Origin of the sequence: Siminovitchia jepli (assembly GCF_047228825.1) — a bacterium.
GTDB lineage: Bacteria > Bacillota > Bacilli > Bacillales > Bacillaceae_C > Siminovitchia.
In genome coordinates, this window is record NZ_JBFEGN010000029.1 from 26393 (window position 1) to 41814 (window position 15422).

Sequence of the window (15422 nt, forward strand, 5' to 3'; positions counted from 1 at the left end):
GAGGGGAATACTTTTGGAAAAAATCATCGTCCGCGGCGGGAAAAGGCTCAGCGGCACCGTAGTTGTTGAAGGTGCCAAAAACGCTGTATTGCCTGTAATCGCTGCATCCCTATTGGCTAGCGAAGGAAAAAGCATTATACGAAATGTACCAACTCTCTCCGATGTATTTACAATTGGTGAAGTGTTGCGTCATTTAAATGCAAACGTATATTTTGAGAATAAAACAGTATATGTTAATGCTTCGAATGAATTGAAAAATGAAGCGCCTTTTGAATATGTTCGCAAAATGAGGGCTTCCGTTCTTGTTATGGGTCCGCTCCTGGCAAGACAAGGCAAAGCGCGGGTTGCACTTCCGGGCGGCTGTGCAATTGGTTCACGCCCGATCAATCTCCATTTAAAAGGATTTGAAGCAATGGGGGCTTCTGTTGAAGTGGGAAATGGCTACATTGAAGCATCGGCAAGGCAACTAAAAGGCGCAAAGATTTACTTGGACTTTCCAAGTGTCGGCGCAACACAAAATATCATGATGGCTGCAGTATTGGCCAAAGGTACAACAATTATTGAAAATTGTGCGAAGGAGCCTGAAATTGTCGATCTCGCCAATTACTTAAACAAAATGGGAGGCGTCGTAAAAGGAGCAGGTACAGCCACGATAAAAATCGAAGGGGTCGAAAGGCTTTATGGAGCCGACCATACGATCATTCCGGATCGAATCGAGGCCGGGACCTTCATGGTGGCCGGGGCAATTACCGGAGGCAATATCTTTGTACACGGTGCCGTACCCGAGCATCTTGCTTCGCTCGTCTCAAAACTCGAAGAAATGAACGTTGAAATTATTGAAGAAAAAGACGGACTGAGGGTCATAGGCCCGGAAAAACTAAAGGCCGTTGACGTCAAAACGATGCCTTATCCCGGTTTTCCGACAGACATGCAATCCCAAATGATGGCACTCTTACTCTGTGCAGAGGGTACAAGTGTCATTACCGAAACCGTTTTTGAAAACCGATTTATGCATGTGGAAGAATTCCGGAGAATGAACAGCAACATTAAGATCGAAGGCCGTTCGGTCATCATTGAAGGGCCGAGCAACCTGCAAGGGGCAGAAGTGGCAGCAACAGACCTGCGGGCCGCTGCCGCACTCATCATTGCCGGACTCAGGGCCGAGGGCTATACACGTGTAACAGAATTAAAACATCTTGACCGCGGTTATTTGGATTTTCATAAAAAGCTCCAGATGCTTGGAGCGGATATTGAACGGGTACAAGTTGAAACCGATGAGTTTGGATTGGAAGAGCAAAGCTTCAAAACAGACATAAGCTTAAACTCCTAGACAAATCCAAGTCAGGGGCCAGAAGCCGGGTGGGTATAAATTTGCAAAAGGCAAACCTCGACGATGGTTTGCCTTTTGCCATAATGAGCATAAATGCTTGTCCTCTTGAATAAATTGAATCAAGGCGGTCGGAATCCGGACCGCTCTAATTTCATATTGGAGGCATCAGGCATGAAACCATTGAAAACCGTTTTAGCCATTTCCATTCTTTTATTTGCCGTTTCTTTTCTTATTCCGTCCTTACTCGTCTTGCCTTTTTCCAGTGAAAGAGCGGGGGCCCAATTGGGTGAAGAAGCAGGCTCCCCCGAGGTGCGCCACGATAAGGCCCAGCCGGCTGCCGAAGTGGCCGTTTTTCGCACAGCAACGAATAAAGTGGAAAAAATCCAGCTCGAAGAGTATGTTGAAGGAGTTGTCGCATCGGAAATGCCGGCGGAGTTTGAAGAAGAGGCCTTAAAAGCGCAAGCTTTGACCGCAAGAACATACATTGTCAATCATCTTCTACATTCAAAAGATGATCATGTACCGCATGATGCCGATGTTTCTGATACCGTAAACCATCAGGTATTTAAAAACAAGCAAGAGCTGCAACTGCTTTGGGGCAAGGATTACGATTGGAAGATGAAAAAGATTAAAGAAGCAGTTGAAGCGACAAAAGGAGAAATACTAACGTATAACGGAAAACCGATTAATGCCTCCTTTTTTTCAACGAGCAACGGTTACACCGAAAATGCGGAAGAATATTGGAGCAGTCCCGTTCCTTATTTAAAAAGCGTTGAAAGTCCATGGGACGCTCATTCCCCAAAATTTCAGGACAGAAAAGTATTTGGTATTAAAGAGTTTCAACAAAAGCTGAACATCAATCTTGAAAACAGCAATGACATTGGAACAATTACAAAACGTACTTCGGGAAAAAAAGTGGCGAAAGTGTCCATCGCCGGAAAAACTTTCACAGGCAGAGAAATTCGCGAAAAACTCGGTCTTCAATCAACGGATTTCAGCTGGGAAAGGAAAGGGGACACCATTATTGTATCAACAAAAGGGTATGGGCATGGTGTCGGGATGAGCCAATACGGCGCCAATGGAATGGCAAAAGAAGGAAAAAACTATGAGGACATTGTCCGGCACTATTATCAGGGAATCTCGATTTCCAGTGTCCGGCAGTATGATAAAATCATGGCAAGCAGCCAATAAAAAAAACCGGCCTCATCAGGGGGCCGGCATTTTTTTCTAACTTTAAAAAAAGCTTTCTTCAATGGATGAATAAATTTTTGGCGTTTCGGAAAAATAAGATGTTAATTTCTCGTTTTTAAGTATATAATTCTGCCTTTTTGTTCACAATGATGGCAGAGGTGATGAAAATGAGAGAGGAAGAAAAGAAACGATCTTCTCTAAAAAACTTTTTTAAAAAGCGGTGGGTGTTTCCGGCCATTTATCTTGCAAGTGCTGCATTGCTCATTTCGATGCTGTTTTGGTACCAATCCGCAGGTAAAAATACAGCGGACGATCAAAACTTGACAAAAAACAGCAAGAATTTAACGGGGATGTCAGGCGAGGATTCAGTCGTTGAGGTGAATCAGGCTTTTGAAAATGTCGCAATGCCTGTCAAAAATGAAGATGAAGCCAACATTGTCACGCAATTTTTCGATACAAAAGCATCCACGGAAGAGAAAGAAGCCGCCCTCATCGTTGATGGAAGCACATATCGTCCCAACATGGGTGTCGATATTGCCATGAAAGATGGGTCGGAATTTGAAGTAGTTGCATCACTCAGCGGGAAAGTCGACTCCGCGCGACAAGACCCCCTGCTTGGCAATGTCATTGAAATTGAGCATGAAAATGGCATTAAAACCATTTACCAGTCTGTAAAAGACATGAAAGTGAAGACGGGAGAACATGTTAAACAAGGAGATGTCCTCGCGACTTCGGGAACAAGCCAATTTAACAAAGAGGCGAAAACTCATGTCCACTTCGAAATTAGAAAAGACAATACAGCACTGAACCCGATTGATTTCTTTGGACAGCCATTTACCGCTTTTGAAAAAGTCGAAAAACCGGCTGACACGTCCGGTGAAACAAATAATGAAGTTGAAGAAGGCACCGGCGATTCAGAACAGGAACAAACGGAAACCGGAAAAGAATTACAACCTGAAAAAAAAGAAACTGAAGAATAATAAACTCAAGATATTGGGCAAGCTGATTCGCTTGTCTTTTTTATTTTGCCCAAGAGTGCCTGCAGCCAGCTTGTTTCTGCAATGGATTTATTCCTACCCTTGTCCTTATTGGCTTTTTCGGGCATATATCGTTCACAGGACAAATAAGATGATACAAACACCAACAAAAAATAGAGAGTGCTTGAGGTGAGCAATCGTTAACATGGATCCCACATTCAGTTAAATATTTGTTTATTCTCCGTAAAAAGTGATTTTCTTGTAAAAAATAATTTTCCAGCCGAGCAGTATGCTTTGGAAAACGACGGTTTTTCGAAAAAGCAGACCCAGTACCTTTTATAAAACGAGTCTCATTTCACACTCCTCACATCCAATTCAGGGAGGGCGAGTGGTGTGCACGATTACATCAAAGAGCGAACAATCAAGATTGGAAGGTATATCGTGGAGACGAGAAAAACAGTTCGCATGATTGCGAAGGAGTTTGGCGTATCCAAAAGTACTGTCCACAAAGATTTAACCGAGCGGCTGCCGGAAATTAATCCGGAATTGGCCGGTCAAGTAAAAAGTATATTGGAGTATCATAAATCAATCAGGCATTTACGAGGGGGAGAAGCGACGAAGCAGAAATATAAAAAAGCTGAATTGCAAAAATAATGGCGAGGAAGGCAATGGCCTTCTTCTTTACATTTGTCATTTCATGTGGAAAAAACGGCAATTTTGTCAAGTTTTTTTATAAACGATCTCCTTTTAATTGCAAAGGTATGATAGAATATTGCATTAGGGAAATCTAACATGGGACGAAATACATATATCATTTTTTATTTAAATGAAAGTAGGGATTTGAATGTTTGCAAAAGATATCGGCATTGACTTGGGGACGGCAAACGTTTTAATACATGTAAAAGGACAAGGCATCGTATTGAATGAACCGTCTGTAGTGGCCATAGACCGCAATACGAACAGGGTGCTCGCGGTGGGGGAAGAAGCGAGGCGCATGGTTGGCCGGACTCCAGGAAACATCGTTGCGATCCGCCCCCTGAAGGATGGGGTCATTGCCGATTTTGATGTTACGGAGACCATGCTCAAGCACTTTATCAATAAATTAAACGTCAAGGGCTTTTTATCCAAGCCGCGTATTCTGATTTGCTGCCCGACGAATATTACAAGTGTCGAACAAAAAGCCATCAGGGAAGCTGCTGAAAAAAGCGGCGGGAAAAAAGTGTATTTGGAAGAAGAACCAAAGGTGGCCGCGATCGGAGCCGGCATGGATATTTTCCAGCCAAGCGGCAATATGGTCATTGACATCGGCGGAGGAACAACGGATGTGGCTGTGCTTTCCATGGGTGATATTGTTACATCCGCTTCGATCAAAATGGCCGGAGACAATTTTGATAACGATATTTTGAATTATATTAAAAAAGAGTACAAGCTCCTGATTGGTGAAAGAACCGCCGAAAACATCAAAGTGGAGATTGGAACCGTATTTTCGGGTTCCAGGGATGAAAAAATGGAAATACGCGGCCGTGATATGGTAACCGGGCTGCCGAGGACCATTACGGTAAGTTCCGGCGAAATCGAATGTGCATTAAAAGAGTCGGTGGATGTCATTGTTCAGGCAGCCAAAAATGTGCTGGAAAAAACGCCGCCCGAATTGTCTGCAGACATCATCGACAGGGGCGTCATCCTGACTGGAGGCGGTGCCCTTCTCCACGGAATCGACCAATTGCTTGCCGAAGAACTTCGAGTTCCGGTTCTGATCGCAGAACAGCCGATGGATGCTGTTGCGACAGGTACGGGAATCATGCTTGAAAACATGGACCGGATTGCCAGGAGAAATTTCGTTTAACAAGGAGGCGCATTTATGTTAAGAGGCCTTTATACTGCTGTATCGGGCATGTATGCTTCACAGCGGAAGACCGAAATGTTGTCAAACAATATGGCAAACGCGCAAACACCCGGCTATAAAGCAGATCAGGCGTACTCCCGTGCTTTTCCGGAAATGCTGTTGGACCGGATGGATCCATCGGGAATGATTCAGAGCCGGCGGATAGGCTCTTTACATACGGGAGTATATGTTCAGGAAGTCATTCCCCGGTTTATACAGGGGGATTTGCGGCAGACAGACCGTCCAACGGATTTGGCTGTATCGGACCGCGGGAATGGGGCTGTGCTGTTTTCAATCGAGCAAAATGGCCAGGTGAAATATACAAGAAATGGCCGTTTTACGGTTGACCCATCCGGTTTTTTAACGACGGAAAGCGGTTATTATGTCCTGGATGAAAACTCAAACCGGATTCGCGTCAACAGCAGCCAATTTCACGTAGACGGTGAAGGCCGCATTATTGAAAACGGTGTTCAGGGAGCCCGGCTGCGGCTTGCTGTTTCAGAAAATCCGGACACTCTTCTTAAAGAGGGAGACGGATTGTACAGGACAGAAAACGGTGCGCTCCTGCCCATGGCAGAAAACGGAACCTATGAGATTTCACAAGGCTTTATAGAAGGATCAAATGTCGACCTTGCAAGATCCATGACAGACATGCTTGCCTCCTATCGGGCTTTTGAAGCAAACCAAAAAGTGCTGCAAGCGTATGACAAGAGCCTGGACAAGGCAGTCAATGAAATCGGAAGGCTCAATGGATAAATAAGAGGGTGAACGAACAGTGAACAGGACAATGATCACGGCAGTAAACACATTAAACCAACTGCAAAAACAAATTGATTTGATCAGTCATAACATCGCCAATTCAGAGACGAACGGTTATAAAAAAAGAGAAGCGTCTTTTGCCGACCTAATCGCCCAGCAAATCAATAATCAGCCAAACACGGCAGAGGAAGCGGGAAGAACATCTGCCTTCGGGATTCGTCAATCAGTCGGCGCCAGATTATCGCAAGCGGCGATGATTGTTGCGCAGGGGTCTCTAAAAACAACTGGGCGCCCGTTTGATATGGCTTTTACAAAAGAGAATCAATATTTAAAAGTGCGTGCCCAAAATGGTTCCGTCCAGTTTACAAGAAATGGCCAGCTTGGCTTTCAATTGGCTCAAAACGGGGAATTCATCCTGACTACGAAAGAAGGGCACCCCGTTCTTACGGAAAACAATCAGTCCATCACTGTTCCGTCTAAAGTTGAGCAATGGTCCATGATCCAGCCGGGCTTGTTTGAAGCCCGTTTGGCAAACGGACAGCAAATGAGATTCCGGTTGGGAGTGATCTCGTTAACCAACCCGCAGTTTATGGAGCAAAAAGGCGGTTCGCTGATTGGAATTCCGGACGAATTGGCCGGGGATGTAAATCCTGAAGCATTGTATACGGAATTAAATGGAGAAAGAAGCAATGAAATCTCAATCCAGCCGGCCGCCCTTGAGTCATCCAATGTTGATATTGGAAAAGAAATGACCGACTTAATGACTGCCCAACGCTCAATTCAATTTCAGTCAAGATCTGTGACGATTGCCGATCAAATGACAGGACTTGTAAATGGGATCCGGTGACTTGCTATCGGATGATAGAAGGGGTTTTACTATGTCAGCCAAATTTGTAAGTGAAGAAGAAGTCAAAACGATCAGCAAAGAGGAAAAACAGCATGAAGCAAAAGAAAAGGAACGCTCCCCGAAAAAAATCAAGGTCCGCCTTGTTCCCATTTGGCTCCGGACACTCGTCATCATCCTTTCCTTTTTTATCTGCTTAATTGCCGGCATTATCGTCGGATACAGCGTCATTGGTGATGGTAAGCCCCAGGATGCCTTGAAAAAATCCACTTGGACCCATATTATTGATTTTGTAAATAAAGACCGTTAACGGAAGGCATGAAGCCTTCCTTTTCAATTACATTTTTTAGGAGGAACAAAAATATGCTTGATATCAACCAAATTAAAGAAATTATTCCCCATCGTTATCCTTTTTTGCTTGTTGACCAAATCCTTGAAGTGGAAGAAGGGAAGCGTGCTGTTGGCATAAAAAATGTAACGGCAAATGAAGACTTTTTTAATGGGCATTTCCCGCATTATCCTGTTATGCCTGGAGTACTGATTGTGGAAGCGCTGGCACAGGTGGGTGCTGTTGCGATGCTTAAAAAGGAGGAAAACAGGGGAAAACTTGCTTTTTTTGGCGGGATTGACAAATGCCGCTTTAAACGGCAAGTAAAGCCGGGCGACCAATTAAGGCTGGAAGTGGAAATGATCCGCGTCAAAGGTACGGTCGGGAAAGGCAAAGGGGTCGCTGCTGTAAATAATGAAATCGTTTGTGAAACGGAAATCATGTTTGCTCTTGGAGAATAATGGTTATATGGAGAGTGGGAGGGATGCTTTTACAAAAAAGTCCTTTTGTAAATTTTTTTGAAGATTTTTGGGGAATTTGGGAAAGCTAATGTCAGGCCTAAAGGGTCCAACAGAAAACGGAAAATCGGCAATGCCGATCTGCCCGTAAAAAGCGGGACTAATAAATCTAAAAGGAGCTTACCAAATGAATCCGAAAGTGACAAAATTGATTGGAGGAGCTGCTTTGGCATCTTTGCTTCTGGTCGGATGCGCAAACAATAATGATCAGCAGCCGCCGCCTCCAAACGACAACAACAATGGTGTAGTCGATGATAATAATGGTACGAATGACACCAATAACGGCACGAACAACAACGGTAACAACGGCACGAACAACAACGGTAATAACCTCGATGACAACGGCCGGATGAATGATGCAGATAATAACCTGAATAACGATCCGAACCTGAACAACAATAAAGACAATCAATAAAAAAGCGGGGTCAATGCCCTGCTTTTTTATGTTGATTTTGTTGTTCCCAAAGGCTTTTTGCCAATCCTCATTCTTGCTTTAAATTCGGCCAGCAGTGCTTGTCCCTCCAGGCCTTCCTTGATCAAATCGTCGAGGAGCAGCTCCAAATACTCGTTTCGCCTTTTGCTCAGGCGCCCTGTAAACAAAACGCTTATATGGTCGTTCATATCTACAATTTTGTGGATCTTTACAGTGAAAGGGGCCGGATCATTGGCTGCATGGGTAATAATAACCCGTATCTCCAGCGGCCTGTTATTTTCACGCAATGAGTCAAAATACGGTTTGTATTGGGCATCGACAAACGCTTCAATGACCCAGCTGCCATCGTCGTTTTCTTTATTGACAATTAAACCATCCTTAAGGGGAATATTCCTGGATTCCTTTTTTTCCAATATTTGCAGGGCAACGATTTTAAAGGTTTTCAAACCGCGTCTCCTCCATACGTTCTTTTATAAAATTATAACATTTTGTCGCGTCTTTGTATCGCTGGAGCCGATTTTGGCCTTTTTGTTCATGAAAAAACAAATTTGTTCTCTTTTTATTTTTTGGAATCAAGGCTTTATGAAAAACGTCAGTAATTTCAGGATCATTCAGTTTTCGGGGGCCGTTTTGGCAAAAAAGTGAATTTTGCCCGTTTTACAATGGGTCATTAGTCCCTATATACTAAGTATGAAAATACAGAAAGGAGTGATGGATTGATAAACCAGGTAACGTTGGTAGGCAGGTTAACCAAGGATCCCGAGCTGCGGTATACAATGGAGGGCAGGGCGGTACTCAACATTACGCTTGCTTTAAACCGCCATTATAAAAATGCCAATGGTGAATATGATGCAGACTTTGTCCTTTGCACATTATGGAACAAAACTGCTGAAAACACCGCCAAATATTGCAGTAAAGGGTCCATCATCGGTGTAATCGGTAAAATTCAAACGAGAAATTATGAAAACCAAGATGGAAAAAAAGTTTATGTTACCGAAGTAGTTGCGGATTCCGTCAAGTTTATGGGCGGAAGGCCGCCACAGGAGAAGCCCTCGAAGCCACCTGCTGAAACGTTCGGGATCAGGGAGGTGAATGCTTGAAACAGACCCCCAAATATCAATCGCTGGAAAAACTCATTAGTGACCTCATTTTTATGCTGGGAAAAGCCAATGAAAAAATCCATTCTCTCACCGAGCGGGTATACCAGCTTGAACTTCTTCATGGTGAACATCTTCCCGGCCGCCCCTCTCTTTCCAAGCAACAAATCTTCCTCAAGAAAGAATGACAATACAATATTATTTTATCCTTTCTAGATCACTCCCCGCAGGATATCCCCATTTTGCCAGGCCAGTATGGAGCTGGTCTTTTTTTTTACAAGTCAAGAAAGCATAACGTGCTAAGAAAATTTTTTTCAAAAGAAACTTTTCTGTATCTAACTTCGCCGCACAGGACGTGCTAGTGCAGGCGAAGCGACAGGACGTCGCCGCCTGAGCCTGCCGCCGCACAGGACGTGCTAGTGCAGGCGAAGCGACAGGAACGTCGCGCTTGCGCCTGCGTTCCTCGCCGTGTTTCCTTTATCTCGTCAGAGGCACTCCAGTCTGTACGTCGATAAACAGGAGCTTGCGCTTTTCTTATTTAGGAATCCAAAACGTGTCCCCGTTAAAAACAACGATACCGGGCAATGTTTCTTCACGGCCATTTACTTTTCTTTTATTTTCATTCGCAGGATATTCGATGACGGTTTTTCCTTTCTTGGCGACAAATACGGCGTCGCTATCTCTTTTTATGTTATTTTCCGTTTCGTATCCTCTTTTTTCGTAATAATCTTTGGCAGGGATGAAGAGCTTGTTCGTTAATTCAGAAAGGGAGTCAAGCTCCAGGTGCGCCGCCACTTTTGTGGGAAGATCGGTATTATTGATGAGTCCTGCAGGTTTCTTCGGACCAAACGAGTAAAGAAATACATCCTCCCCTGAGTGACCGCGGGTAGTGAATCCGAGGTGGGCCCGTTCCGCCATCAGGCTAACAAGCTCTTTTTCAATATCCCTGCTTTCCCTGATTTTCCTGATTTTCCTTTGTTCGAGTCCATCCAAACCGTAAAGATGAAGAACTTCTTCCAAATTGGATCGGTCTTTTTTTAACAGGGAAACAGCCCCGGTAACCGTTAATGAGGCTTTTTTGAGGGGGTTTACAAACATTTCCGCAGGCGTTTCAGCATATGTTTGGTCTGTTTGCTTATTTCCCATCGTCAAACCGCTGTTTCCATGGTCGGCGACGGCGATTAAAAGCGTGTTTGGATGTTTTTTGGCAAAGGCCAGCGCCTCCTCTACGGCTGCATCAAAAGCCAGCGCCTCGCTGATCATGCCGACCGGATCGTTTTTATGCCCGGCATAATCGACTTTGCTGCCTTCGATAAAGAGAAAAAAGCCTTTTGGGTGACTGGATAGCATGCCTAAAGCCTTTTTTGTCATATCTGCAAGGGATGGTTGTTCCGGTTTCAATTTTTTCCGATCCATGTCGTAGGCCATTTCTTCTTCGGCGAAATAGCCATGGAGCGATTTTCCTTTTGCTTTATCCAACTCGGATTTAGTACGGACAATTTGGACATCTCTGCCTTCATTGACGGATGAATACCGTTTCCCGCCGCCCAGCAGGATGTCAATATTTTGATGTGCCTGCTGCTTGCCAATTTCATGCATGTTATGGCGGCTCATCGTGTGGGATGAAAAAGCGGCGGGAGTGGCGTGCTGGACAGGGGATGTCGCCACGATTCCGGTTGCCAGTCCTTTAGCCTTGGCCGCTTCCATTATGTTAGCCACTGGACGTCCTCTATTCTTTCCGTCCGCAGCTTGATATGGCACCATGCCGATGTAATCCTTTAATGTTTTATGGCCGGTCGCCATCGCAGACGCTGCTGCAGCCGAATCCGTAATGGCAGATTGGGAGGAATATGTCTTTACGCCGCCTGTTAAAATGGAATCAAGTGCGAGCGGCGCTCCTTTGTAATGCCTGGCCAATGTGATCACATCGGCGTTTGTACCGTCCATGACCATAAAAATGACATTTTTCTTCAGGCTGTTGGAATGATTTTCTTCCCCTTTCCAAGGGGCCAAAAAAGGTGTCCCGAATAACAGAAAGAGGGCAAGTATTTTTTTTGCCATTTACCGCTCACTCCCCAATAGGGTTTTAGGTCTTATTATTCGGGTCAGTGCATCATTTTATGCGGAGGGAACAGCAATAATCAAAAACAAAAACCGCAACGCAAATTTGCGCTGCGGAAAATGATTAATATAATTTTTTATAGCTGTCAAACTTGCTCTTCCAATAAGAATTGCTCAAGCTGGAAACTTCAACACCGTTATTGCCAGCGTGAATAAATTGTCCGCCGCCAAGGTAGACGCCGAGATGGGATATTCCTTTTTTATAAGTATTTTTGAAAAAGACCAAATCTCCCGGCTGCGGTTTGTTTGTATAATAAGAGCGATTATAATACCCCTCTGCGCTTGTCCGGATTATGCCATGGCCTGCTTGCTTAAATACATAGTATATGAATCCGCTGCAGTCAAAACCGGAAGGTGAAGATCCGCCCCAGGCATATTTCGTTCCGATTAATTTCTTTGCAGTATTTATGACGCTTGATCCGGTAGACTTGACCGGTTGGGATGAGACCGGGCTGACTTGGTTTGTCGAACGGTTTCCCGATGCGGTACCGCTTACTTTCAGGGTTTGTCCCGCAAATATCAGGTCAGAACTGAGCCCGTTCAACTGTTTGATGTTATTCACGGTTGTTCCATAACGTGCCGCGATCTTGCTTAGTGTATCTCCCGCTGCAACTTTATATGTTGCCGGCGTTTTGTTTCCGTTGCTGCCGCCGGATCCGGAAGCGGGTGCAGGTGATGTTGCCGGCGCAGCTTGTCCAGATGAACCATTCGTTGTTCCTGAAACTTTTAAAACCTGCCCGACCCTGATCAGATCGGAAGTGAGCCCGTTTAAGGATTTCAATTGTGCAACGGACATATTATACATATTCGCTATTTTAATTAAGTAATCTCCAGACTTGACTGTATATGTACTGTTTGAACCTGGCGCTGAATGGCCCGTGTTTGAAGAAGCTGTATTTGTATCGTTCTTTGCTGCGGCGGAGCTAGGGGATGCGTCAACATTTAATACTTGTTTTGGATAAATAATATCAGAATGTAAATTATTCATTTCCTTCAGGCGGGGTACACTCACCTTAAATTGATTGGCTATTTTCCAAAGACTGTCCCCAGCTTTGACCTCGTAACTTGCTGCAGAGGCTTTTCCGGCAAAAGTAGTCGCCATAATAGCTACTGTCGCAGCGCCTACCAGTCTTTTATTCATACAAAAGTCCCTCCAAAGTCCGTCGAAATTTTACAAAATAAGGTAAAAATAGACTTTTTACTCATTAAATAGCCCTCCTAAAGATCTACTAATTAACATCAAGTTTATCATAAGTAGTCTATCATGCATGAAAAATCTACTATTTGTTACAAGAATTTAATACAGAACCCATTTTTTTACAGTAAAAAATGAATGTGGATAAACCATTTTTACTATCCTGATTTGGAAAGAAGACGAGAATATGTATTTTCTGAATAAATGATGGGAAAAACGGATTACCAAACAGGACGAAAACCGGTGGCGAAGTGTTGTTTAATAGATACTTCCTACTATTAGGCAGTACTTGCGTTGGATCCCCTTTTTTATTGTAATGAGCTTGTCAAAAATCGTTAGTATAAAATATTTCGCAGAGCAAAATTCCCGAAAAAAAGAAAGAAGGACCTATCATAACGAAATGATAACCGTTGTTCTTCTTTCCTACTGTTTAACACGATTTGGCGATGTCTAAACCTTCAACCTGACAGGCAAAAATCTGAACCTTCAAAAGTGCATGGAACTTAAAGTACTTCGGCCTTACATTCATGATCCGGGGAAGTTTGTTGGAAGGCTATGCCGGGGAGCTAACTTTGTTTTGGATTTGCATAAGGTTTCGTCCTATCGTTGCCTTCAAGACGGCAAAATGAACTTCTTTCCATACAGGCGTTTATATCATAAAATGAGATAGAGAAGTGTTAGGAGGTTTTCACAGTGAAAAAAAACAACCGTATTGAAACAAAAGTAATACACGCAGGGTATCATCCGTCAGATCATGCAGGCAGCCTGACCCCGCCTTTATTCCAAACGTCGACATTCTCTTTCCCGTCGGCGGAAGAGGGGGAAAGCCGTTTTGCCGGCGAATCGGAGGGCCATATTTACTCAAGGCTTGGCAATCCGACAATTACGGTACTGGAAGAAAGAATGGCGGCGTTGGAAAATGGGGGGGCCGCACTCGCTTTTACTTCAGGAATGGCTGCAGTGAGCGCCGTGTTATTTCATTTAACGAAATCCAATGACCACATATTATGCTCGGACGGTATTTACGGCTGCACGTTCGGCCTTTTGCAGCTTTTAAAGCAAAAATATGGCATTGACCACGATTTAATCAATATGGATGATGAAGAAACGCTGCGCAGTGCCATTCGTGATGAAACGGCCGTCATTTATGTTGAAACGCCGATTAATCCGACCATGAAGCTGGTTGATCTGGAGATGGTTGCAAAAGTAGCGAAGGAACATGATATTCGTGTAGTGGTGGACAATACGTTCTGCTCCCCGTATTTGCAGCAACCGCTGGCCCTGGGGTGTGACTATGTAGTGCACAGCGCCACCAAATATATTGGCGGCCATGGGGATGTCATCGCCGGAATGGTTGTCGGGGCTGACAAGGCAGAGATGGCGGAAATGGCCGCGTCTGTCAGAAAAGATATCGGAGGGGTTATTTCTCCATTTGACGCGTGGCTTCTCTTGCGCGGTTTAAAAACACTGGCTGTAAGATTGGACCGCCACTGTGACAATGCCGAAAAAATTGCCGAAAAATTAAAATCACACCCTAAAGTCGGAAAAATGTTTTATCCCGGTGATGAAGAATTTCCACAACATGCATTGGCCAAAAAGCAGATGAGACGTCCAGGCGGCATGATCAGCTTTGAAGTAAAAGGTGCGAAAAAAGATGCACAGGAGATTTTAAACCGCGTTCAGCTTATCAAGCTTGCTGTAAGCCTGGGCGATACAGAAACGCTTATTCAGCATCCCGCAACGATGACCCATTCCGTTATTCCGAAGGAAGAACGGGAAAAGATGGGAATTTCAGATACACTGATCAGGTTGTCAGTCGGTTTGGAGGCCTGGGAAGACATTTGGGCTGATTTGAAGCAGGCGCTTGATGGGATAGAATAACATCAGGGCAGTTTATGCCGTGTTTGGCGGATGAGAGGGGAACAGGGGATGAACCTTAAATACGAATTGACGAAGGAAGATTATCTCGCATTTAATCTTCACTATATAAAACACTCTGCAACGGTCCGAAAAATGCTGTTTATGCAGCGTTTTCCGATGCCGGTAATTTTTTTGGCCGTGCCTTTCGCTCTTTGGATAACAACGGGAGAATTTCCGATTGAACTGTTTCTTGGATTCCTTCTTCTTTCCGCTGCGTGGGTTGTGTTTTATCCCAAATTTTTCTATTGGTATACGATGAGAAATGTCAACAGGGCATTGAATGAGGGGGATAACAGCAATATGCTCGGCCCCCACGAGTTTCATGCCTCAGAGGAAGGCTTTATCGAGAAGAACCAGGCAGAAGAAAGAAAAGTAAACTGGTCCGGGATCGACCGGGTGGAAGAAAACGAACATTACTATTTTTTGTTTTTCAACTCAGTGGGTGCATACATTGTTCCGAAACGGTCTTTTCCGGATAAATCCAGTGAAGAGGAATTTAAACACGTGCTCCGTTCGGCAGGCTTGCTTTCATAATATTTTAGTAAATCGGTAAGTTGAATTGAAAAATAAGCAGTTGCTTTAGGGACTGCTTGCACATTTAATTATGAAACTAACTAAGAAATGAAAAGCCCCGGGACCGGACTTGCCAGGGGCTTTTCACAGATTTTAAATAAGCCTATATAGCACTTGTTTTTGCCGAATTGGTATCCGTTAAATCTGAATCATTTTGTAGAATCATAGGAATGTTGCATCCCATCTTCCGCATATCAATAAATGTAGAAATTTGAATTGTTTTGTTTAATAAAAGGAATCCTGATTCACTG

17 protein-coding genes are annotated in these 15422 nt (G+C 44.1%); 14 read left to right on the plus strand and 3 right to left on the minus strand.

The window, feature by feature from the left end; all coding sequences use genetic code 11:
- Nucleotides 1-13: 13 nt before the first annotated feature.
- The 10 genes from murA (at nt 14) to AB1L08_RS11490 (ending at nt 8247) form a co-directional block, all read left to right on the plus strand.
- The gene (murA, locus tag AB1L08_RS11445; RefSeq protein WP_413064786.1) at nt 14-1330 is read left to right on the plus strand and encodes a UDP-N-acetylglucosamine 1-carboxyvinyltransferase; all 1317 of its coding nucleotides are present in this window, start codon (nt 14-16) and stop codon (nt 1328-1330) included.
- 171 nt (nt 1331-1501) lie between these two features.
- The gene (spoIID, locus tag AB1L08_RS11450; RefSeq protein WP_413064787.1) at nt 1502-2521 is read left to right on the plus strand and encodes a stage II sporulation protein D; all 1020 of its coding nucleotides are present in this window, start codon (nt 1502-1504) and stop codon (nt 2519-2521) included.
- Nucleotides 2522-2688: 167 nt separating this feature from the next.
- A complete protein-coding gene (gene spoIIQ / locus AB1L08_RS11455) occupies nt 2689-3501 on the plus strand; it encodes a stage II sporulation protein SpoIIQ (RefSeq protein ID WP_413064788.1) in 813 nt (270 codons plus the stop codon).
- A 390-nt stretch (nt 3502-3891) separates the two neighbouring features.
- A complete protein-coding gene (gene spoIIID / locus AB1L08_RS11460; RefSeq protein ID WP_413064789.1) occupies nt 3892-4152 on the plus strand; it encodes a sporulation transcriptional regulator SpoIIID in 261 nt (86 codons plus the stop codon).
- A gap of 190 nt (nt 4153-4342) precedes the next feature.
- Nucleotides 4343-5344, plus strand: coding sequence for a rod shape-determining protein (locus AB1L08_RS11465; protein WP_413064790.1), 1002 nt, complete (start codon nt 4343-4345; stop codon nt 5342-5344).
- Between the two features lie 15 nt (nt 5345-5359).
- On the plus strand, nt 5360-6139 hold the full coding sequence (locus AB1L08_RS11470; RefSeq protein ID WP_413064791.1) for a flagellar hook-basal body protein: 780 nt from the start codon (nt 5360-5362) through the stop codon (nt 6137-6139).
- 19 nt (nt 6140-6158) lie between these two features.
- Nucleotides 6159-6989 carry a flagellar hook-basal body protein gene (locus AB1L08_RS11475; protein WP_413064792.1) on the plus strand — a complete coding sequence of 277 codons (831 nt, stop codon included), beginning with the start codon at nt 6159-6161 and terminating at the stop codon, nt 6987-6989.
- Nucleotides 6990-7020: 31 nt separating this feature from the next.
- Nucleotides 7021-7296, plus strand: a complete 276-nt coding sequence (locus tag AB1L08_RS11480) for a DNA-directed RNA polymerase subunit beta (RefSeq protein ID WP_413064793.1) — start codon at nt 7021-7023, stop codon at nt 7294-7296.
- Nucleotides 7297-7349: 53 nt separating this feature from the next.
- A complete protein-coding gene (gene fabZ, locus AB1L08_RS11485) occupies nt 7350-7775 on the plus strand; it encodes a 3-hydroxyacyl-ACP dehydratase FabZ (RefSeq protein WP_413064794.1) in 426 nt (141 codons plus the stop codon).
- A gap of 184 nt (nt 7776-7959) precedes the next feature.
- Nucleotides 7960-8247 carry a hypothetical protein gene (locus tag AB1L08_RS11490; protein WP_413064795.1) on the plus strand — a complete coding sequence of 96 codons (288 nt, stop codon included), beginning with the start codon at nt 7960-7962 and terminating at the stop codon, nt 8245-8247.
- Between the two features lie 26 nt (nt 8248-8273).
- Here AB1L08_RS11490 and AB1L08_RS11495 read toward each other — a convergent pair whose 3' ends face one another.
- Nucleotides 8274-8711 (minus strand): YwpF family protein, encoded by a 438-nt coding sequence (locus AB1L08_RS11495; RefSeq protein ID WP_413064796.1) that lies wholly within the window; start codon nt 8709-8711, stop codon nt 8274-8276.
- A 270-nt stretch (nt 8712-8981) separates the two neighbouring features.
- On the opposite strand from AB1L08_RS11495, the gene AB1L08_RS11500 reads away from it, so the two are divergent.
- The gene (locus AB1L08_RS11500; protein ID WP_413064797.1) at nt 8982-9365 is read left to right on the plus strand and encodes a single-stranded DNA-binding protein; all 384 of its coding nucleotides are present in this window, start codon (nt 8982-8984) and stop codon (nt 9363-9365) included.
- On the plus strand, nt 9362-9550 hold the full coding sequence (locus AB1L08_RS11505) for a hypothetical protein (RefSeq protein WP_413064798.1): 189 nt from the start codon (nt 9362-9364) through the stop codon (nt 9548-9550). Before AB1L08_RS11500 ends, AB1L08_RS11505 begins: the two co-directional genes overlap by 4 nt.
- Nucleotides 9551-9896: 346 nt before the next feature.
- On the opposite strand, the gene AB1L08_RS11510 is transcribed toward AB1L08_RS11505, so the two are convergent.
- Nucleotides 9897-11423 (minus strand): alkaline phosphatase, encoded by a 1527-nt coding sequence (locus tag AB1L08_RS11510; protein ID WP_413064799.1) that lies wholly within the window; start codon nt 11421-11423, stop codon nt 9897-9899.
- A 124-nt stretch (nt 11424-11547) separates the two neighbouring features.
- On the minus strand, nt 11548-12624 hold the full coding sequence (locus AB1L08_RS11515) for a C40 family peptidase (protein WP_413064800.1): 1077 nt from the start codon (nt 12622-12624) through the stop codon (nt 11548-11550).
- A gap of 747 nt (nt 12625-13371) precedes the next feature.
- On the opposite strand from AB1L08_RS11515, the gene megL reads away from it, so the two are divergent.
- Entirely contained in the window at nt 13372-14559 is a 1188-nt protein-coding gene (megL, locus tag AB1L08_RS11520) for a methionine gamma-lyase (RefSeq protein WP_413064801.1), read from the plus strand.
- A gap of 48 nt (nt 14560-14607) precedes the next feature.
- Complete coding sequence (locus AB1L08_RS11525; RefSeq protein WP_413064802.1) at nt 14608-15132, plus strand: YcxB family protein; 525 nt, start codon at nt 14608-14610, stop codon at nt 15130-15132.
- The last annotated feature ends 290 nt before the right edge of the window (nt 15133-15422 follow it).

Coding starts and splice junctions, on each gene's coding strand:
- AB1L08_RS11525 (WP_413064802.1), top strand. CDS start 14,608: ATGAACCTTAAATACGAATTGACGAAGGAAGATTATCTCGCATTTAAT.
- spoIIQ (WP_413064788.1), top strand. CDS start 2,689: ATGAGAGAGGAAGAAAAGAAACGATCTTCTCTAAAAAACTTTTTTAAA.
- spoIID (WP_413064787.1), top strand. CDS start 1,502: ATGAAACCATTGAAAACCGTTTTAGCCATTTCCATTCTTTTATTTGCC.
- AB1L08_RS11480 (WP_413064793.1), top strand. CDS start 7,021: ATGTCAGCCAAATTTGTAAGTGAAGAAGAAGTCAAAACGATCAGCAAA.
- AB1L08_RS11470 (WP_413064791.1), top strand. CDS start 5,360: ATGTTAAGAGGCCTTTATACTGCTGTATCGGGCATGTATGCTTCACAG.
- AB1L08_RS11465 (WP_413064790.1), top strand. CDS start 4,343: ATGTTTGCAAAAGATATCGGCATTGACTTGGGGACGGCAAACGTTTTA.
- AB1L08_RS11510 (WP_413064799.1), bottom strand. CDS start 11,423: ATGGCAAAAAAAATACTTGCCCTCTTTCTGTTATTCGGGACACCTTTT.
- AB1L08_RS11515 (WP_413064800.1), bottom strand. CDS start 12,624: ATGAATAAAAGACTGGTAGGCGCTGCGACAGTAGCTATTATGGCGACT.
- fabZ (WP_413064794.1), top strand. CDS start 7,350: ATGCTTGATATCAACCAAATTAAAGAAATTATTCCCCATCGTTATCCT.
- AB1L08_RS11490 (WP_413064795.1), top strand. CDS start 7,960: ATGAATCCGAAAGTGACAAAATTGATTGGAGGAGCTGCTTTGGCATCT.